The 18,654-nt window shown below is 74.3% G+C and carries 17 protein-coding genes; 9 read left to right on the forward strand and 8 right to left on the reverse strand.

The features are described from left to right. Nucleotides 1–277: 277 nt before the first annotated feature. Nucleotides 278–934 (reverse strand): 4'-phosphopantetheinyl transferase superfamily protein, encoded by a 657-nt coding sequence (locus AB0C04_RS04635; RefSeq protein ID WP_357048205.1) that lies wholly within the window; start codon nt 932–934, stop codon nt 278–280. Between the two features lie 213 nt (nt 935–1,147). Between AB0C04_RS04635 and AB0C04_RS04640 the strand changes: the two genes are divergently transcribed. Further along, nucleotides 1,148–1,414, forward strand: a complete 267-nt coding sequence (locus tag AB0C04_RS04640; protein WP_357048208.1) for a hypothetical protein — start codon at nt 1,148–1,150, stop codon at nt 1,412–1,414. Nucleotides 1,415–1,480: 66 nt separating this feature from the next. On the opposite strand, the gene AB0C04_RS04645 is transcribed toward AB0C04_RS04640, so the two are convergent. From AB0C04_RS04645 to AB0C04_RS04660, 4 genes are all read right to left on the reverse strand, one after another. Further along, complete coding sequence (locus AB0C04_RS04645; RefSeq protein WP_357048211.1) at nt 1,481–2,281, reverse strand: peptidase; 801 nt, start codon at nt 2,279–2,281, stop codon at nt 1,481–1,483. Between the two features lie 2 nt (nt 2,282–2,283). Then, the gene (locus AB0C04_RS04650) at nt 2,284–3,579 is read right to left on the reverse strand and encodes a VWA domain-containing protein (protein ID WP_357048214.1); all 1,296 of its coding nucleotides are present in this window, start codon (nt 3,577–3,579) and stop codon (nt 2,284–2,286) included. Between the two features lie 111 nt (nt 3,580–3,690). Further along, nucleotides 3,691–4,071, reverse strand: a complete 381-nt coding sequence (locus tag AB0C04_RS04655; protein ID WP_357048217.1) for an MmcQ/YjbR family DNA-binding protein — start codon at nt 4,069–4,071, stop codon at nt 3,691–3,693. 356 nt (nt 4,072–4,427) lie between these two features. After that, nucleotides 4,428–6,140 (reverse strand): phospholipid carrier-dependent glycosyltransferase, encoded by a 1,713-nt coding sequence (locus AB0C04_RS04660; RefSeq protein ID WP_357048220.1) that lies wholly within the window; start codon nt 6,138–6,140, stop codon nt 4,428–4,430. Nucleotides 6,141–6,223: 83 nt separating this feature from the next. On the opposite strand from AB0C04_RS04660, the gene rsmI reads away from it, so the two are divergent. After that, nucleotides 6,224–7,072 carry a 16S rRNA (cytidine(1402)-2'-O)-methyltransferase gene (rsmI, locus tag AB0C04_RS04665; RefSeq protein ID WP_357048223.1) on the forward strand — a complete coding sequence of 283 codons (849 nt, stop codon included), beginning with the start codon at nt 6,224–6,226 and terminating at the stop codon, nt 7,070–7,072. A gap of 14 nt (nt 7,073–7,086) precedes the next feature. Here rsmI and AB0C04_RS04670 read toward each other — a convergent pair whose 3' ends face one another. After that, nucleotides 7,087–8,292 (reverse strand): hypothetical protein, encoded by a 1,206-nt coding sequence (locus AB0C04_RS04670; RefSeq protein ID WP_357048226.1) that lies wholly within the window; start codon nt 8,290–8,292, stop codon nt 7,087–7,089. A gap of 415 nt (nt 8,293–8,707) precedes the next feature. Here AB0C04_RS04670 and metG point away from each other — a divergent pair, with 415 nt between their 5' ends. After that, entirely contained in the window at nt 8,708–10,510 is a 1,803-nt protein-coding gene (metG, locus tag AB0C04_RS04675; RefSeq protein ID WP_357048229.1) for a methionine--tRNA ligase, read from the forward strand. Between the two features lie 117 nt (nt 10,511–10,627). Here the strand turns inward: metG and AB0C04_RS04680 are convergent, their stop codons facing one another. Beyond that, nucleotides 10,628–11,479, reverse strand: coding sequence for an alpha/beta hydrolase (locus AB0C04_RS04680; protein ID WP_357048232.1), 852 nt, complete (start codon nt 11,477–11,479; stop codon nt 10,628–10,630). Nucleotides 11,480–11,585: 106 nt separating this feature from the next. Beyond that, nucleotides 11,586–12,833: a hypothetical protein gene (locus AB0C04_RS04685; protein ID WP_357048236.1), complete on the reverse strand. Its 1,248-nt coding sequence runs from the start codon at nt 12,831–12,833 to the stop codon at nt 11,586–11,588. A 133-nt stretch (nt 12,834–12,966) separates the two neighbouring features. Between AB0C04_RS04685 and AB0C04_RS04690 the strand changes: the two genes are divergently transcribed. From AB0C04_RS04690 to AB0C04_RS04715, 6 genes are all read left to right on the forward strand, one after another. Further along, complete coding sequence (locus tag AB0C04_RS04690) at nt 12,967–13,854, forward strand: TatD family hydrolase (protein WP_350868781.1); 888 nt, start codon at nt 12,967–12,969, stop codon at nt 13,852–13,854. 73 nt (nt 13,855–13,927) lie between these two features. After that, entirely contained in the window at nt 13,928–14,797 is an 870-nt protein-coding gene (rsmA, locus tag AB0C04_RS04695) for a 16S rRNA (adenine(1518)-N(6)/adenine(1519)-N(6))-dimethyltransferase RsmA (protein ID WP_357048239.1), read from the forward strand. Nucleotides 14,798–14,806: 9 nt separating this feature from the next. Continuing rightward, nucleotides 14,807–14,956: a hypothetical protein gene (locus AB0C04_RS04700; RefSeq protein WP_357048242.1), complete on the forward strand. Its 150-nt coding sequence runs from the start codon at nt 14,807–14,809 to the stop codon at nt 14,954–14,956. After that, entirely contained in the window at nt 14,953–15,900 is a 948-nt protein-coding gene (locus AB0C04_RS04705) for a 4-(cytidine 5'-diphospho)-2-C-methyl-D-erythritol kinase (RefSeq protein ID WP_357048245.1), read from the forward strand. Before AB0C04_RS04700 ends, AB0C04_RS04705 begins: the two co-directional genes overlap by 4 nt. A 274-nt stretch (nt 15,901–16,174) precedes the next feature. Continuing rightward, the gene (locus tag AB0C04_RS04710) at nt 16,175–17,980 is read left to right on the forward strand and encodes an ABC-F family ATP-binding cassette domain-containing protein (protein WP_357048248.1); all 1,806 of its coding nucleotides are present in this window, start codon (nt 16,175–16,177) and stop codon (nt 17,978–17,980) included. Nucleotides 17,981–18,083: 103 nt separating this feature from the next. Beyond that, a complete protein-coding gene (locus AB0C04_RS04715; RefSeq protein ID WP_357048251.1) occupies nt 18,084–18,539 on the forward strand; it encodes a DUF4383 domain-containing protein in 456 nt (151 codons plus the stop codon). Nucleotides 18,540–18,654: the final 115 nt, after the last annotated feature.

Raw genomic sequence — 18,654 nt, forward strand, 5'->3', positions numbered from 1 at the left:
CTCGCCCGGCGCCGGTGGTTGCGGGCCACCGGGAACCGGCGGGTGCGGCACGGTTGCCGGCTCGCCCGGTACCGGCGACATCGGGGCCGTCGGGAACGCCTGGGTGGGCGGCTCCGGCTGCGGCTGGTCGGGGTCGTGCGGCCCGGCGGGCGGCTCGGGGTGGCTCACCGTACTCCTCGATGACGTGGGCGGGTCGGCAATTCGCCGACGCTACCGTGAGCCGGCGGCCCGGTCTGTCCCCCGCGTGGCCGGCCTCGCACCCCCGGACGGTGACGGGTCAGGGCTGCGGGAGCACGGCGGCGGTGCGGACCAGACCGTCCGCCACCACGAATCGGCCGCTCACCGTCCTCGGTGGAGCCTCGACCGGCGCGGCGTCGATCCGGGCCGGTGCGATCCGGGCGGAGAACGTGCCGGCGTCCGGGTCGAGCGCCACCAGGGCGTCGGCGAAGTCCAGCCAGGTGCCGACCACCGGGTGCCAGACCTTGTAGACCGTCTCCTTCGCGCTGAACAGCACTGCCGCCCAGGAGATGCCCGTCGGCAGCGCGGCCAGCCGCTCCTCCTCCTCGGGCAGGCAGATCATCCGGCGTACCCCCGGGTTGAGCGGCCGATGCTGCTCGGCGTCCATGCCGACGGAGCGCACGGCGGTGCTGCGGGCCGCGGCGGCCGCACAGTATCCGCGGGTGTGGGTGATGGTGCCGACCACGCCGGCCGGCCAGACGGGCGCCCGGTCGTCGGCCGAGGGCACGGGCGCCGGCGGGAGCCCGAGCGTGGCCATCGCCCGCCGGGCGCAGACGCGCCCGGCGGTGAAGTCCCGCCGCCGGCTCTCCACCGCCCGCTCACTGAGACAGGCCAGCTCCGCAGCGAGCAGTTGCCCGGTCCAGTCGTGGGGGCCGGCAACGGCAACCGCGACCTCGGGCGGCAGCAGGTCACGCATCGCCGACCCCGCGGTTCAGCAGGTGCCGCCGGACCCGCCGGGCCGGCGCCGGGTCAATCGTCAGGTTTCTGACTGCCACGAATGCCGAAAGTACCGCAACGATGTAACAGCGGATGGTTCCGTAGCGCTGGTGCGGCGGCGGTCGGCCGCGATGGCGATCGATCCGTGCCCGGGCAGTCGCCCGACCCTGTGAGGAACCGGAGAGGGAGTGCGATGACCGGTGGTGCGGATCCGTCCAGCCCGCGCAGCGACGAACATGCCCCGGTGCCGCCGAGCTGGAGCTGCGGCTCCTGTGGCGACGAGTGGCCGTGCGCGACGAGGCGCAGTCGGCTTCTGCAGGAGTACGGGGACCGCGCGATGCTCAGCGTCTACCTGGGCTCCTGCCTCGCCGCCGCCACCGAGGACCTGCGTGCCGCGCCGGTGACGTCCCTTCAGGACCGGTTCATCGGTTGGCTGCCCCGAGGTCCGCGCAACGCCTGATCACCGCGGTGGTCCACGGCTCCGGCCGGGTGGTCGGCGCCCGGTCGACGCCGACCACCCCTGTGCTCAGCCGCGCCGGGGTCGGCGGGTCAGCGCGAAGCCGACCACCCCGGCCACCGCCGCCAGGATGCCGCCGGCGGTGGTCCAGATCCACCGCGAACCGAGTGCCGGCAGCAGCTCGTCCAGCCCGCCGCTCTCCTCGGCCGCGTCGTCGGCGGGGGCGGCGAGCGCGTCGTCGGTCAGCACCGCCCCGGCCTGGGTGTTCGGCACCAGCGGCGCCGCCAGTTCGCCGTCGTCGGCCGGGGCGCCACCGTCGCCGTCGGCACTGACCAGCAGCTCCACCTCGATCGGCGCGCCGAGATCCGGTTCCGGCACGTCGACGACCGAGAGCCGGACGAAGTAGGTGCCGGGCAGCGGGTCGGCCGACCAGGGCTCGGCCCACGGCCGTACCTCGCGCAGCGTGCAGCCGAGCGCCACCCGGGCGGCCGTGGCGTCGACGGTCGGCGTCTGCGCCCCGGCCGTGCACGCCTGCCGGCGACGCAGCCCGTCGAAGACGTCGAGGGTCCAGGTGGCGGCGCCGCTGCGGTTCCTGGGGAAGGCCACGGCGGCGGTGATGTCGTGCACCTGCCCGGCGGTGGCCGGATAGGACCAGTAGAGGTGGTCGCCGGTGGAGGCGGCGACCCGGACCGGCTGGCCGGCGGTGATGGCGGTGGCGGTGAGGAACGAGGTGCCCGCCCGGGTCACCGTCGTGGCCCCGGGCGACGGGGTGGGCGCGGCGCTCGGGTCGGCGAGCGCCGCGGTGGGCAGCAGCGCGGGGCCGGCGGCGGCCACCAGGGCCGCCAATGACCGGATCAATGCGGTACGCACGCTCACTTCTCCCTCCACGTGGCCACCCACCAGCGGGTGAGCAGCCCGGTCACCAGGCCGGTGAGCAGCCCGGCCACGGTCAGCAGCGCCAGCAGCACCCAACCCCGGCCGAGGTCCGGTCCCCGGGGGTCCGGCGCGGCGGCCACCACGTCGACGGTCAGCTCGACCGGCATCCCCGGGTTCACCCCGGTGCCCGGGCGGGGTGCGAACGAGTTGCTGACCACCAGGCAGACCGTGGTCGCCGGCGGCGACTGGTCGGCGTCGGCCTCGGCGCCGTCGTTCTGGTCGGGGTCGTTCTCGTCGGGGTCGTCCCCGGACCAGCGCAGCCCGGCGGAGATGACGTCGGCCCGGCCGCTGCCGGCGTCCGCGCCCCGGACCAGCTCGCGGCCGTCCTCGGCGACCGCCCGCAGCAGGACGCCGTAGTCCCGGTTGACCGGGCGGTCCAGCGCCACGCTGACCGAGGCACGCAGCTCCTGACCGGGCCGTACCGGCACCCGGTACCAGCGGTGCTCGGAGAACATCTCCCGGTCGGTGTAGACGCCGGGGCCGAGCAGCGGCGCGCCCGGGCAACCTGTGCCGCCGCCGACGGCCGTCGGCGTCCGGGTGTACGTCTCGCCGGCCCGCTCGACCAACTGCTTGATGCGGTCGGTCAGCTCCTCGGTGCTCTGGGCCGCCGTGTAGGTGCCGCCGGTCGCGCCGGCGATGCAGAGCAGCTGTCGCCGTACCTTCTCGTCCGGGGCCAGGCCCAGCGTGTCGACCACCAGCCGGGTGCCCTGGGCGGCCAGCTCGCGGGCCACGTCGCACGGGTCCGGCGGGGCGCAGGTGTCCTCGCCGTCGGTGATCAGCACGATCCGCCGGGCGGTGGCGCCCGTGCCGAGGTCCTGGGCGGCGCCGCGCAGGGCGAGCCCGACCGGGGTGAACCCGGTCGGCCGCAGGGTGGCCACCGCCGCCTTCGCCTCGGTCCGGTCGACCGGGCCCACCGGCACGATCTGCTGGGTGTCCTGGCAGCCGACCTTCTTGTCCTTGCCCCGGTAGGTGGCGCCGAGCACCCGGATGCCGAGCTGGGTCTCCGCCGGCAGCGCGTCGACGACCTCGTTGAAGGCCTGCTGGGCGACGGAGATCCGGCTGCGGCCGTCGATGTCCCGGGCCCGCATCGAGCCACTGACGTCGAGCACCAGCTCGACCCGGGGTGGTTCGGTGGGTGTCGGCTCGTCGGCCGCGGCGGGCGCCGGCCCGAGCAGCGCGGAGACCAGCACCAGTCCGGCGAGGACGGTGCCGGATCGTCTTGAGTTGATCACCGGCGAAGTGTAGGAGCGATCCACTTAGGATGATCATCGGGGTCGGGGCGGCCGATCACCCGCGGCAGCTGGCCTGCTCGCTCAGATCGGCCGGCCGGCGGTGTGCACCGCTCAGCCGGCGGGTCGGGGCGGCTCGGCGTCGAGCAGGGCCACCAGCCGCTTCGGGGCCACGTCCCGGTACGCGTCCCGGCACAGCTCGTCGATCTCGGCCCAGTCCACCTCGCCGTCGAGCCGTACGCCGAGCCAGCCGCGAGAGCCCACGTAGGGCGGTCGGAAGAACCGGGCGGGGTCGGCGGCGATCAGCTCCTCCTGCGCGCCCGGCGGCGCCGCGCACCAGAGGTGCGGGAAGGCGTTGTGGTGGTGGCCGTCGACGTGCAGCGTGACGAAGACGCTCTTTCCCCGGACGAACCACGTCGGCGAGCCGTGGCTGGGCCGTTCGGTGACCTCCGGCAGGGCCAGGCAACTCGCGCGGACCCGGTCGAGCAGCTGCATTCGCGCACCTCCCATGCTCGGCCGTCACCTGATCCCAGGTCGGGCCAGCCGCCGGATCGGCGTCCCGTGGCGTCCAGTCAAGACGGTGCGCGGCCGGTAACCGGTAACCGTCGGTCAACTGCCGGATCTGCCGGGTTATCGGGCGGGCATCGGTCAGAAATCTGACCCAAGTCGACCCGTTGTGCCGGTGGTGCGCGGTGGTTAAGCTTCTCTTGCGCGCCCCAATCGCCCGCTTCCCCCGTGGCAGGCGATCGGGGCGCGCACCTATGTCGACCGGGCTCCCACGTGCAGACGTGCGGGCCCGCTGTCGTTTCTCGCCGCTCCCCGACGGCCGCCGTCCGGCGCCGTCGCGCTGATCAGATCCAGCGGCCGTCCAGCCACATCCGCGCCGACCAGTCCGCGTACGGCAGCAGCTGTCCGACGAAGATCGGATAGAAGTACGCGAAGCAGAGCGCGACCAGCAGCACGTACGCGCCCACCACCACACCGCCGATCAGGCGGCGGTCGTAGCCGGCGTCGCCGACAGCGGGCGCCCGGGCCTCGCCGGCGCCGGCGGCCGGCGCGGGGGAGACGATCGCGCCGAGCACGTAGACCACCGCCAGCACCAGGAAGGGCAGCGCCGGCGCGGCGTAGAAGGAGAACATCGTCCGCCCGTCCAGGGCGAACCAGAACCAGGGCAGCAGACCCGCCGCCACGCTGAGCAGGATCGCCCCGGCCCGCCAGTCGCGCCGGGCCGCGCCGAGCCAGGCCAGCCCCACCAGGGCCGGCAGGAACGACCACCAGAGCAGCGGCGTGCCCAGCAGGAGGATCTCCGAGGCGCAGCTCGGTGCCCCGCAGGCGCCCTCGCCGGTCCAGTAGAACGCCACCGGGCGGCCGAGCAGCAGCCACTGCCACGGCCAGGACTGGTACTTGTGCGGGGTCTCCAGCCCGGTGTGGAAGCCGTAGGCCGCCTTGTGGTACTCGAACAGGTTGATCAGCGGCCCGACCACCGGGGCGTCGCTGAGCGGGGCGCCGGGATAGTTCGTGGCGAGCCGGTAGTAGCCCTCGTCGCCGAGCAGCCAGCCGGACCAGGTGGCGACGTAGGTGACCAGCAGCAACCCACCGGCCGCCACCAGCCACGGCGTCTCGTCGAGCAGGGTGTCCCGCCACGGCCGGCGTACCCCGGCCGACCGGCGCACCCCGACCTCCCAGAAGAGCACCAGCAGCGCGAACGCCGGCACGAAGTAGAGCGCACTCCACTTCACCGCGCAGGCACAACCGAGCAGCACCCCGGCGGCCAGCCGCCACCACGGCCAGCTCCGCCAGCCGCCCGCCGGCCGCCCGGCCCGGCCCGGCTGGGCCGGATCCAGCCCGGCGTCCAGCGCCCGCGCCCAGCGCCGGCGTCGCGCGTCCCGGTCGAGCACCAGCGCGCCGAACGCGGCCAGCACGAAGAAGAGCAGGAAGATGTCGAGCAGCGCCGTGCGGGAGAGCACCAGGTGGAACCCGTCCAGGGCGAGCAGCAGGCCGGCGGCGCAGCCGAGCGCGGTGGAGCGGAACAGCCGTCGGCCGATGCGTATCAGCAGGAGCACCGAGAGGGTGCCCACGACGGCCGCCGAGAACCGCCAGCCGAACTCCGGCGCGGTGGTGACCAGGTGCCCCGGCACCGAGATGCGGCCCTCGGCGTCCTGGTAGCCGAAGGCCCACTCGCCGAGCCCGATGAGCCACTTGCCCAGCGGCGGGTGCACCACGTACGACGCGTTGCCGTCCTTGTAGTTCCACTCGACGCCGCGGTCGATCAGGCCGTACGCGTCACGGGCGTAGTAGACCTCGTCGAAGATCTTGCCGCCGGGGCCGGAGAGGCCGACGAAGCGCAGGATGCCGGCGATCAGCACCACCGCGCCGGTGGCCAGCCACGACCAGCCGTCGAGGCGGGCCTCGACGGTGGCCAGCCGCCGACGGACCACGCCGGGCACCCCGCTGCCGCCGGCCGGGGGCACGGCGGCGCTCGCCTCGGCCGACCCGTCGTCGGCCGGCCCGTCCGGCCCCGCCGGGCCCGCGCTCGCGCTCTGCGCTGTCGACGCACTCGTCACCCGGCGATCGTAGGCTGCGAAGGTGGCCGGTGGCGCCCGTCGTCGCCGATACCGGAACCGCTGAAGATTCAGGAGCACAACCTGTGGGTGATATGTCGGATGTCGGGCGACTGGTCCTGCTCGGCGCGCCGCTCGGCAACCCGGCCGACGCCTCCGCCCGATTCCGCGAGATGTTGGCCACCGCCGACGTGGTCGCCGCCGAGGACACCCGCCGGCTGACCCGGCTGGCCCGGGACCTCGACGTCACCATCCCCGGCCGGATCGTCTCGTACTTCGAGGGCAACGAGGAGCGGCGCACCCCGGAGCTGGTCGAGGTGATCCAGGCCGGCTACCTCGTCGCGCTGGTGACCGACGGCGGCATGCCGAGCGTCTCCGACCCGGGCTACCGGCTGGTCCGGGCCGCGCTCGACGTCGGGGCGCCGGTCACCGCGGCACCCGGCCCGAGCGCCGTCACCACCGCCCTCGCCCTCTCCGGGCTGCCCTGCGACCGGTTCTGCTTCGAGGGGTTCCTGCCCCGCTCACCCGGCGCCCGGCGGTCCCGGCTGCGGGCTCTCGCCGCCGAGGAGCGCACCCTGGTCCTCTTCGAGGCGCCGCACCGGGTCACCGCGGCGCTGGCCGACCTGGCCGACGCGTTCGGCGCCGACCGGCCGGCCGCGCTCTGCCGTGAGCTCACCAAGACGTACGAGGAGGTGCTTCGCCGTCCCCTCGGCGAGCTGGCCCGGTGGGCTGCCGAGGGCGACCCCCGGGGTGAGATCACGCTGGTGGTGGCGGGCGCCCCGGCGACTCCGCCGGAGCGCCCCGACGACGACACGCTGCGCGCCGCGGTGGCCGACCGGGAGGCCGCCGGCCTCTCCCGCCGCGATGCGATCAGTGACGTCGCCACCAGCTACGGCCTGCGCCGGCGGGACGTCTACGCCGTCGTGCACAGCTGAGCGGGCTCCCGGGGTCACCAGGCGGCGACGAGGAAGCCCAGCGCGATCAGTCCCGGCCCGGCGAAGGAGACGCCGATCGCCCAGCGCCGGGCCCGTCGCCCGGTCAGCATGGCGGAACCGGTCCACCGGGCGATCCCGGCGCCGCAGCCGGCCACCGCCAGCAGACCGAGCACCCAGCGCAGGTGCCGGGCGATCCCGGTGTCGACGTAGGCGGTCTCACCGTGCGGCCCGGTCATCCTGGCCGGCAGCGTCGTGCCGGTCGCGGTCCGCTCGGACGGCACCCCGCTGACCCGTACCCCGTGCGCGACGAAGCGCCCGGCGTCGGCGGCGAAGATTCCGCGGCAGCGCTGGGTCAGCCCGCCGCCGGTGCAGTCGCCGATCACCACCGTGCCGCCCGTGGCGTGGCCCACCGCGACCCAGAGCGGGCCGGCGCTGACCCAGGCGAAGAAGGCGGCGAGCAGGCTCAGCGCCAGCAGCACGGCGAGGCCGCGCAGCGGGTCGGGCGGGTGGGTCGCGGCTCTGGTCCGCCGCCGCCGGACACCGCCGTCCCGGGTCTCCCGGTCCGGCTGGCGCGCCTCCTCCCGGATCGGGGTGCCGTCCCAGTGCACCTCCTCGATCGGTGCCCAGACCGCTGAGTCGGCGTCGTCCGGCGCGCCGTTCGCCGCCGTTCGGGCGACCCGCCGCCAGCGCTTCGGCTGTCGTACCGGCACCCGGCGCGGCACCGCGTCCACCGGCGCCCCGGTGGTCGGTTCCAGCTCGACCGGGGCCTCGGGCTGGTCGGCCGTGGTCTGCGGTGCCCGGGCCCGCCGCGACGCCTCCCGCTGGTGCGGGCGCGCCGGGTCGGACCGGTCCGGCCCGCCCGCCGCGGTGCCCTCAGTCGAGTCCGGGTCGCTCTCGGCAGGTGCCGGAGCCGGGCCAACGCCGGTGGGCGCCGGGCCAACGTCGGTGGGCGCCGGACCGGCGCGCGGCGGGCCGGGTCGGATCGGGGTGGGCATCGGGCGGGGGCGGGTCGGGCTCGGCGGCGGTGGCGCGGGGGTCGGCACCGACGTGCCCGGCCCGGGTGCCCCGGCCGGCGGCGCGCCGGCCTGGGCCGGGGCGCTGCTGGCGGTGGCCTGGGCCGGTGCGGTGGTGGCCTGCGCCGCGCGCGTGGCCCGCTTGGAGGTCTTCGGCTGCGCCGGTGCGGCTGACCGGGCCGGCGGTGCGGCCTTGGCGCTGGGCACCGGGCGGGGCTGTGGTGCGACCGTCGCCGCCCGGCCCGACCGGCCACGGGGCGGATCACCCGGCTGGGCGTCGGCGGGCTCCGAGCCGCCAGCGCTCGGGCCGCCGCCCGCTGACGTCCCCGCACCGGCCGTAGAGCCGTCCCGGGTCGCCCCGCCACCCGCCGTGTCGGGCGGGTCGGAACTCTCGGCGACCGTCGCCCCCGAAGGGCGGTCGTCTTGCTTCCGGGCCGCTCGTCTGCCAGTCACGACGTTCATTGCACACCGGAGCCGAGGGAGGATCGGGCAGCTCAGCCGCGTGTCGGCGACAAATCGGACCAAAAGCCGAGGGGGTTCCGCCGGTCCGTCGACCCGGCGACGCCCCCGGCACCCCTATTGGTTCGCGGCTTGCCGTAGCGGGTCACTACGCTTGCTGGTCATGAGTCACGTTCTCGCGGCGGTTGCCTGGCCGTACGCCAACGGCCCGCGCCACATCGGCCACGTCTCCGGTTTCGGCGTTCCCTCCGACGTCTTCAGCCGGTACATGCGGATGGCCGGCCACGACGTGCTCATGGTCTCCGGCACCGACGAGCACGGCACCCCGATCCAGGTGCAGGCCGACGCCGAGGGGGTCACCCCCCGCGAGCTGGCCGACCGGTACAACCGGGTGATCGTCGAGGACCTGCACGGGCTCGGCCTCTCCTACGACCTGTTCACCCGCACCACCACCCGCAACCACTACGCGGTGGTGCAGGAGCTGTTCGAGGGGATGTACCGCAACGGCTACATCGTGCCCAAGACCACCATGGGCGCGATCTCCCCGTCCACCGGCCGCACCCTGCCCGACCGCTACATCGAGGGCACCTGCCCGATCTGCGGCTACGGCAGCGCGCGCGGCGACCAGTGCGACAACTGCGGCAACCAGCTCGACCCGATCGACCTGATCAACCCGAAGTCCAAGATCAACGGCGAGACGCCGGAGTTCGTGGAGACCGAGCACTTCTTCCTGGACCTGCCCGCCCTCGCCGACGTGCTGCGGCAGTGGCTCGACGGCCGGGAGGGCTGGCGGCCCAACGTGCTCCGCTTCTCCCGGAACCTCCTCGACGACCTGCAGCCCCGGGCGATCACCCGGGACCTCGAGTGGGGTGTGCCGATCCCGCTGGACGGCTGGCGCGACCGCTCCGACAAGCGGATCTACGTCTGGTTCGACGCGGTGATCGGCTACCTCTCCGCCTCGATCGAGTGGGCTCGCCGCTCCGGCGACCCCGAGGCGTGGCGCAGGTGGTGGTCCACCGACGGGGAGGGCAAGGACGCCCGGACGTACTACTTCATGGGCAAGGACAACATCGTCTTCCACTCGGTGATCTGGCCGGCGCTGCTGGCCGGCTACTCCGGCGAGGGGTCGCGCGACGGCGAACCGGGCGAGCTGGGCCAGCTCAACCTGCCCACCGAGGTGGTCTCCAGCGAATACCTCACCATGGAGGGGCGCAAGTTCTCCTCGTCCCGCCGGGTGGTCATCTACGTCCGCGACTTCCTGGAGCGCTACGACGCCGACGCGCTGCGCTACTTCATCGCCGCCGCCGGTCCGGAGAGCAACGACACCGACTTCACCTGGGCCGAGTTCCTCCGCCGCAACAACGACGAGCTGGTCGCCGGCTGGGGCAACCTGGTCAACCGGTCCATCTCGATGGCGGCGAAGAACTTCGGCGCGATCCCGCCGGTCGACCCGGCCGGACTCACCGAGGCCGACGAGGCGCTGCTCGCCACCGCCCGGGCCGGCTTCGCTACCGTGGGCGACCTGATCGGCCGGCACCGGCAGAAGCAGGCGATCGGTGAGGCGATGAAGGTGGTCGCCGAGGCCAACAGGTACCTCTCCGAGCAGGCCCCGTGGAAGCTCAAGGACGAGGCCGACAAGCCCCGGATGGGCACCATCCTGCACGTCGCCCTCCAAGTGGTAAGCGACGCCAACACGCTGCTCACCCCGTTCCTGCCGCACTCCGCGCAGCGGGTCCACGAGCTGCTCGGCGGCACCGGCGTACACGCGCCGATGCCGTCGATCATGGAGGTCGAGGACCTCGACGGCGGTCCCGGGTACCCGGTGCTGACCGGCGACTACACGCAGGGCACGCGCTGGGAGTCCGTACCCCTGGTGGTGGGCCGGGCGCTCGCCGCGCCCAAGCCGGTGTTCCGCAAGCTCGACCCGTCCATCGTGGACGAGGAGCTGGCCCGGCTGGCTGGCTGAACCGGTACGACGAAGCGGCCCCGGGGCATCCCCGGGGCCGCAACCTTTCTCGGCCGGCCGCGTGGCCGACGGGCCACCCGTCCGGCGCCCGCACCGGGCGCCGGACGGGAGTCGGCGTCAGGCGCGGGCCATCGACGGCGCGCCGATGAAGTCCATGATCGCCTTGTTGACCTCGGTGGGGTGCGTCCACGGGATGCCGTGCGGCGCGCCCTTCAGGGTGACCAGCTGGCTGCCGGCGAGCATCGGCTGCAGCCGCTGCCCGGTCTTCGCAAACGGCAGCACGTTGTCCTTGTCACCCTGCACGATCAGCACCGGCACGTCGATCTGCGGCAGGTCACCGCGGAAGTCGGTCAGCCAGGCGTCCACGGAGTCGTGGGTGCCCTTCGCCGAGGCGCGTGCGCCGATCTCCCAGTGCGCCCGGTAGGCCTCGTCGCTGACCCACTTCCCCTTGTTCTCGCTGTAGTTGAAGAAGGCGTCGCAGAACTGGGTGAGGTAGGCGAACCGGTCCTGGATGATCGCCTGCTGGAAGCCGTCGAAGAGGCTCTTCGGAACGCCCTCCGGGTTGTCCGCGGTCTGCATCAGGAACGGCGCCAGCGGCGCCAGCAGCACCGCCTGGCTCACCCGCTCCGAGCCGTACGCGCCGAGGTAGCGGGTCACCTCGCCGGTGCCCATGGAGTGGCCGACCAGGACCGCGTTACGCAGATCCAGCTCGGTCATCAGCACGTCGAGGTCGGCGGCGAGGGTGTCGTAGTCGTACCCCATCGTCGGCTGCGCCGAGTTGCCGTAACCGCGGCGATCGTAGGTGATCACCCGATATCCGGCGTTGAGCAGCGGAATGGCTTCCTTCTCCCAGGTCGCCCCGTTGAACGGGAAGCCGTGGATCAGGACGATCGGCTGACCGGAGCCGTGATCCTCGTAGTACAGGTCGATGGGCGCGGAGTTTTCCGTACCCACGGTGATGAACGGCATGCTCTTCTCCTGATGTCGGGCTCGGTTGTCTCCTCGCCCGGCGCATTCCCGTCCCACCGGTTGATATGCGGCACCCACCGGTCGCCGCCGTGCCGCCGGCCACCGCCTACAGCGTGTACGGAATGTCCGTGACCTGGTCGTCCGTCACCTCTGCCCCCGGTGCCCACGTCTCGTAGACGCCTCGGTCGTGACACTGGGCCGCGGTGGTCGCGACCGTCTCGGGATCGGGCCGGCACAGCCGCAGTCGCAGCCAGCCCGCCTCCTCGCGTAGCACCAGGCAGGGCACCCCGCGCCAGCTCGCGTAGCGCAGCCGGCGGGCCACCCTCTCGACCGGGTAGCGGGCCGCCCGGGTCATCGCCAGCACCCGGAACCCGCCGGGCAGGTCGGCGACCGCCTCGTACTCGCTGCCGGCGTACGCCCCCACCAGCTGGGTGGAGCGCGGCGCGTCCCCGGTCGGCACGTACTCCTGGTCGGGGGAGAGGCCGGGCACCGCGGCGAGCAGATGCCGCCACTGCGGCCCGACCATCCGCAGCCAGCCCCGCTGCTCCGCCTGGTAGCTGTAGAGCACCACCTCCACCCCCTCCGCCGGATAGGCGAGCAGGGTGGCGTTCGCCGGCATCGGCAGGTCGGCGAAGTCCCGGGTGACGAACTCCGGGATCAGCTGGCTGTTGCTGGGCACGAAACCGGTGCCCAGCACCGGCGCGCCCAGCCGGTCCCGGGGCGGCAGCGTGCTCAGCCCTCGGTGCGCCTCGCCCACCGGCACGTCGTAGTCGCCCGGGTCGGCGGCCCGCCAGCGCAGCGCGTACGCCACGTCCAGGCCGTCCCGGCTCACCTCGCCGTCGGTCCGCAGCAGCGTCGTCGCCGCCGGCGTACGCAGGTGCGCGACGTCGTGCTCCCGGTAGCAGAAGCCGTGCGGCAGCCAACCCCGCACGTACCCGGCGAGCTGACGCGGGGAGAGCACCTTCACCATTCGGGTGCCCCGCCGGATCACCGCCGAGCTGCGCGCCGCGGTGAGCATCGGGTCGCCGGACGCGTCCGGCCGCTGGCTGAGCTGGTGCAGCTGCGCCCAGCCCCGCTCGCGGTGCGCCGGCATCATCAGCGGGGTGTCCGGATCCTCGGCCGGTTCCGCTGCGCCGTGCACCGCGGTCACCTCGGTGACGTGCACGAAGCGGCGCCACGGCAGGGCCGAGCCGGTTCGGGGCGCCCACTCGAAACCGGCCACCTCGTCGGCGCTGAACAGCTCGTACGCGGCGCCCCGGGCGATCTCCTCCGCCGGGTAGACGCCGCCGCCGTACGCCACCCGCAGCCCGGTCCGCTCGCCGGCGTCGCCGCTGGCCTGAGGAGTGACGCTCATGCCGGCCTGCCGGCTCGCTCGCTCACCTGGCGACCGTAGAGTCGCCCTGAGTAGTCAAGGTGAACTGCGGGTGACGGACAGGTGGACCGGCCAGTGTGTGATCCTTTGGTGGATGACCGAGCCAACCGAACAGATGACCGGGCCCGCTGAATCTCGCCGCGCCCGGGCGGCCCGGCGGGCCGGCGAGTTCCCGCCCGCGCCCGAGCCGCTGCCCCGCCCGGTGCTCGACAGCCACACCCACCTGGACATCACGGTCAGCGAGGCCGGCGTCCCCGGCGGCGGTGCCGCCGACGACCCGGTCGCGGCGGCCGTCGCGGTCGCCGCGCAGGTCGGGGTCGACCGGCTGGTGCAGGTCGGGGTGGACGTCGCCTCGTCGCGCTGGGGTGCCGAGACCGCCGAGAAGTACCCGGCGGTGCTCGCCACCGTGGCGCTGCACCCGAACGAGGCCCCCCGCCTGCCCGACCTCGACGAGGCGCTACGCGAGATCGAGGCGCTCGCCGCCCGGGACCGGGTCCGCGGCATCGGCGAGACCGGCATGGACTTCTTCCGCACCGGCGACGAGGGGCGCGCCGCGCAGGAGGCGAGCTTTCGGGCCCACATCGCCATCGCCAAGCGGTACCGCAAGGCGCTGGTCATCCACGACCGGGACGCGCACGCCGACGTGCTGCGCATCCTCGACGACGAGGGCGCGCCGGAGACCGTGGTGCTGCACTGCTTCTCCGGCGACGCCGACTTCGCCGCCGAGTGCGTGCGCCGGGGCTACCTGCTCAGCTTCGCCGGTACGGTCACCTTCGGCAGCGCCGCCGCGTTGCGAGAGGCCGCCGCGCTGACCCCGCTCGACCAGATCCTGGTGGAGACCGACGCGCCCTATCTCACCCCGATGCCGCACCGGGGTCGGCCCAACGCGTCGTACCTCATTCCGTTGACCGTCCGGTCGCTCGCCGCCACCACCGGCGCGGACCTCGACGAACTCTGCGCCGCCATCTCCGCCACCGGCGAGCGGGTCTTCGGGCCGTGGTGACCGGCCCGACCCGGCGTGGACCGGGCCCGGGGTGCACGCGAGGTCTGCCGGTCGGCCGGCCTACGCTGCTGCCATGACCGGTCTCCTCGGCCCGGCGGAGATCCGGGAGCTGGCCGCCCGGCTGGGCGTCGCGCCCACCAAGAAGCTCGGCCAGAACTTCGTGCACGACCCGAACACGGTGCGGCGGATCGTGACCACGGCCGGGCTCACCCCGGACGACGTGGCGGTGGAGGTCGGCCCCGGGCTCGGCTCGCTCACCCTGGCCCTGCTGCCGGTCGCCGCGCACGTGCACGCCGTGGAGATCGACCCGGTGCTCGCCGGGGCGCTGCCGGAGACCGCGGCCCGGCACGCCGGCCCGGACGCCGACCGGCTCACCGTGCACCGCGCCGACGCGCTGCGGATCACCGCCGCCCAGCTCGGCGACCCCACCCCGACCGCGCTGGTCGCCAACCTGCCGTACAACGTCGCCGTGCCGGTGGTGCTGCACCTGCTCGCCGAGCTGCCCAGCCTGCGGCACGGCCTGGTGATGGTGCAGAAGGAGGTCGCCGACCGGCTGGTCGCCGGCCCCGGCTCGAAGGTGTACGGCATCCCGTCGGTCAAGCTCGCCTGGTACGCCCGGTCCCGGGCCGCCGGCAAGGTCCCGCCGAACGTGTTCTGGCCGGTGCCGAACGTCGACTCCGGCCTGGTCGCCTTCACCCGGCGGGAACCGCCCCGCCCCGAGGTTCCCCGGGAGCGGGTCTTCTCGGTGGTGGACGCGGCGTTCGCCCAGCGCCGCAAGACCCTCCGGGCGGCCCTCGCCGGCTGGGCGGGCGGCGCGGACCGGGCCGCCGCAGCGCTCACCGCGGCCGGCGTGGACCCGGGTGCCCGCGGCGAGTCGTTGACCGTCGAGCAGTTCGCCGCGATCGCCGCGTCGGCTCCGGCTGCCGCGCCCGGCGGGCAGTAGGCTGGCGCGGTGCCCGCCGAGGACGCGCAGCATCCGCTGCCCGTGTACGCGTACGACCTGGTCGGGGGTCGGCAGGCGCCGGCCGCCGACGCCGCCGAGGAGCTGATCGTGGAGAAGCCGTTCGACATCCACCTGCGGCTGCGGGACGTCACCACGTGACCGAGGCCTGGCGACCGGACGACGACGAGCGGCGCGGGGCCAGCGGCCCGGTGAAGGTGCGGGTGCCCGCCAAGGTCAACCTGCACCTCGGGGTGGGGCCGCTGCGCCGCGACGGCTACCACGAGCTGAACACCGTCTACCACGCCATCTCCATTCACGACGAGCTCACGGCCCGCCGGGGCGACACGCTCACGCTGACCATGGAGGGCGAGGGTGCCGGGGAACTGGCCCTGGACGACTCCAATCTGGTGATCCGGGCCGCGCACGCGCTCGCCGGTTACGCCGGCGTGCTCCCGCACGCCCGGCTGCACCTGCGCAAGCAGATCCCGCTCGCCGGCGGGCTGGCGGGCGGCAGCGCCGACGCGGCGGCCGCCCTGGTCGCCTGCGACGCGCTGTGGGGCACCGGGCTCTCCCGCGACGAACTGGCCGGCATCGCCGCCGACCTCGGCTCGGACGTGCCGTTCCTCATCCACGGCGGCACCGCGCTGGGCACCGGGCGGGGCGAGGCGGTCAGCCCGGTGCTGGCCCGCCCCACCTCCTGGCACTGGGTGGTCGGCATCGCCGACGGCGGTCTCTCCACCCCGGCCGCCTACGCCGAACTCGACCGGCTCCGCGAGGCCGGCACCGCCGGACCGCCGCTGGGCAGCACCGACCGGTTGCTCGCCGCGCTGCGGCAGCGGGATCCGCGGGTGCTCGCCGCCGCGCTCGGCAACGACCTGCAGGACGCGGCGCTCGCCATGCGTCCGGCGCTCGCCGACACCCTGAAGGCCGGCGAGGCGGCCGGCGCGCTGGCCGGCCTCGTCTCCGGCTCCGGGCCGACCTGCGTCTTCCTGGCCGCCGACGAGGCGCACGCCGGGCGGATCGCCGCCGAGCTGACCGCGGCCGAGGTGTGCCGCGAGGTCCGGGTCGCCCACGGGCCGATGGCGGGCGCCCGGGTCGTCTGAGGCTGCGCCCGAGGTCGATCGGTAGCACCCAGGGCGGGCAGGATCCTCACCAGGCTCCGCGACGCGACGCGGTCGACCCTCGCCCGCGGCGGCGTGGTCGGTCCGGGCACGGTCGGGGCGGCTTCCGCGGGCTCGGGGTGCCGCCACGACGCCGACCCGGACAGCGGACACCCGGGCGGCGGCCGTGCCGGCGCGCGGGGCGTCCGCGTACGCTGGGAGGCCAGGCGTCCCGTGCCAGCCGGCACCGGGACGCTTTGATCATGGAAGGTAGGTCGTGGCCAACATCGTCAACCTGGACCGCGTGTCCAAGGGCTACGGGGCCGCCGGGCCGCTGCTCACCGACGTCTCGCTCGGCCTCGACGACGCCGACCGGATCGGCGTCGTTGGCCTCAACGGCGCCGGTAAGTCGACCCTGCTCCGGCTGCTCACCCGCACCGAGGAGCCGGACGACGGCCGCGTCACCCACCGCCGGGACCTGCGGGTCGCCTGGCTGCCGCAGAACCTCACCCTCGCCCCGGACGCCACCGTCCGGGACGTGGTGCTCGGCACCGAGTGGCTCGACGAGAGCATGGGCGCCGAGCACGAGTGGGCCGGCGACGCCGGGGTGCGGGCCATCCTCGACGGCCTCGGCATGCCCCACCTCGGCCTCGACCAGCCGGTCGGCCCGATGTCCGGTGGCGAGCGCCGCCGGGTGGCTCTCGCCGCGCTGCTGGTCCGCGACTCCGACCTGCTCATCCTCGACGAGCCCACCAACCACCTCGACGTGGGCGGCGTCGACTGGCTGGCCCGGCACCTGCTCGGTCGCAAGGGCGCGCTCGTCGTGGTCACCCACGACCGCTGGTTCCTCGACGCCGTCTGCACCACCACCTGGGAGGTCGCCGACCAGGCCGTCCGGGCGTACGAGGGCGGCTTCGCCGCCTGGACGCTCGCCCGGGTCGAGCGCGAGCGGGTCGCCGCGGCCACCGAGGCCCGCCGGCAGAACCTGCTCCGCAAGGAGATCGCCTGGCTGCGGCGGGGCCCGCCGGCCCGGACCTCCAAGCCACGGTTCCGGATCGACGCGGCCAACGCACTGATCGCCGACGTCCCGCCGGCGCGGGACACCATGTCGCTGCAACGGCTCGCCACCGCCCGGCTCGGCAAGCAGGTGTACGACCTGGAGCAGGTCACCCTGCACGCCGGCCCGAAGGAGATTCTGCACGACGTCACGTGGCAGGTCGGCCCCGGCGACCGGATCGCCATCCTGGGCGCCAACGGCGCCGGCAAGACCACCCTGCTGCGGATGCTCGCCGGCGTCACCCATTCGCACGGCGGCCGGTTCGTCACCGGCTCCACCGTGCGGCCCGCGTTCCTCTCGCAGGAGCTGGCCGAGCTGCCCGGCCAGCTGCGCGTGCTGGAGGCGGTCGAGGAGGTGGCCCGGCGGGTGCAGCTCGGCGACCGGGAGATCTCCGCCGCCCAGCTCGCCGAGGTCTTCGGTTTCGACGACCGGCGGCTCTGGACCCCGGTCAGTGACCTCTCGGGTGGCGAGCGCCGCCGGCTGCAGATGCTCAGGCTGCTCGCCGCCGAGCCGAACGTGCTCCTCTTCGACGAGCCCACCAACGACCTGGACACCGACACCCTCGCCGCGCTCGAGGACCTGCTCGACTCGTGGCCCGGCACGGTGATCGTGGCCAGCCACGACCGCTACCTGATCGAGCGGGTCACCGATTCCGTGTTTGGCATGTTCGGTGACGGCCGGCTGGTGCATCTGCCCGGCGGGGTGGACGAGTACCTGCGCCGGGCCGCGTCCCGGCCCGGGTCCGCCGGCGCCGAAGCGGTCCCGGCCGCCTCGCCGGAGGCGCCGGCCCGTACCGGCATGTCCGCCGCGGAGGTGCGGCAGGCCCGCAAGGAGCTGACCCGGCTGGAGCGGCAGATCAGCAAGTTGGACCAGCGTGAGGCGGCGTTGCTCGACCAGCTCGCCGCGAACGCGACCGACTACGCACGGGTCGCCGAGTTGGACGGCCAGCTCAAGGACGTACGCGCCGAGCGGGAGCGCACCGAGGAGACCTGGCTGACCCTGGCCGAGGAGCTGCCGGCGGACTGACGGTCGCTGGGCTGGTCAGGCAGGGGGCCCGTGTGCGGCGTCACACCCCGACATGCGGGAGAATCGTCGACGACCTCACCCGAACGGCGTTGGAGACTCTGACATGGCCCACACCCCCGTCAACCACCCCGCGCGGCCGATCTACCGGGCGATCGGCGGGCTGACCGGTCTGTACCTGGTGGTCTTCGGTGTGCTCGGCAGCATCGCGAGCGCTGGCGGCGAGTTCTTCGCCCAGGACGACACCCAGATCCTCGGTCAGGGGACGAATCTCGGCTTCTCGCTGCTCAGCGTCCTGCTCGGCCTGATCGTGCTGGCCGGCACCGCGCTCGGCCGCAACGTCGACGTGGTGATCAACCAGTGGCTGGCGTACCTCCTCATGGTGGTCAGCCTCGGCGGGCTCGCCTTCATCCGGACCGACGCGAACATCTTCAACTTCAGCATCGCCACGGTCATCGCGGTCATGACGGTCGGCCTGGTCCTGCTGATGGTCGGCATGTACGGCAAGGTCGGCACCGACGACGAGAAGGAAGCCTGGCAGAAGGCTCGCCTGGTGCTCTGAGCTCGCCGGTCGCGCTCCGGTTTCGCCGGGGTCCGAGCTGTGCTCCGGTGGTCGTCCCCGACCGCTGGCCACTCGGGCTCCGGCGAAACCCGTCTTCGGCCCGTCGGCGTCCGGC

The organism is Micromonospora sp. NPDC048909 (assembly GCF_040649635.1).
In the GTDB taxonomy this organism is placed as follows: domain Bacteria; phylum Actinomycetota; class Actinomycetes; order Mycobacteriales; family Micromonosporaceae; genus Micromonospora.

What these genes read in the sequence shown, in the direction of transcription:
- AB0C04_RS04635 (WP_357048205.1), bottom strand. Translation starts at nt 934, where the DNA reads ATGCGTGACCTGCTGCCGCCCGAGGTCGCGGTTGCCGTTGCCGGCCCC.
- AB0C04_RS04640 (WP_357048208.1), top strand. Translation starts at nt 1,148, where the DNA reads ATGACCGGTGGTGCGGATCCGTCCAGCCCGCGCAGCGACGAACATGCC.
- AB0C04_RS04655 (WP_357048217.1), bottom strand. Translation starts at nt 4,071, where the DNA reads ATGCAGCTGCTCGACCGGGTCCGCGCGAGTTGCCTGGCCCTGCCGGAG.
- metG (WP_357048229.1), top strand. Translation starts at nt 8,708, where the DNA reads ATGAGTCACGTTCTCGCGGCGGTTGCCTGGCCGTACGCCAACGGCCCG.
- AB0C04_RS04680 (WP_357048232.1), bottom strand. Translation starts at nt 11,479, where the DNA reads ATGCCGTTCATCACCGTGGGTACGGAAAACTCCGCGCCCATCGACCTG.
- AB0C04_RS04685 (WP_357048236.1), bottom strand. Translation starts at nt 12,833, where the DNA reads ATGAGCGTCACTCCTCAGGCCAGCGGCGACGCCGGCGAGCGGACCGGG.
- AB0C04_RS04690 (WP_350868781.1), top strand. Translation starts at nt 12,967, where the DNA reads ATGACCGGGCCCGCTGAATCTCGCCGCGCCCGGGCGGCCCGGCGGGCC.
- rsmA (WP_357048239.1), top strand. Translation starts at nt 13,928, where the DNA reads ATGACCGGTCTCCTCGGCCCGGCGGAGATCCGGGAGCTGGCCGCCCGG.
- AB0C04_RS04715 (WP_357048251.1), top strand. Translation starts at nt 18,084, where the DNA reads ATGGCCCACACCCCCGTCAACCACCCCGCGCGGCCGATCTACCGGGCG.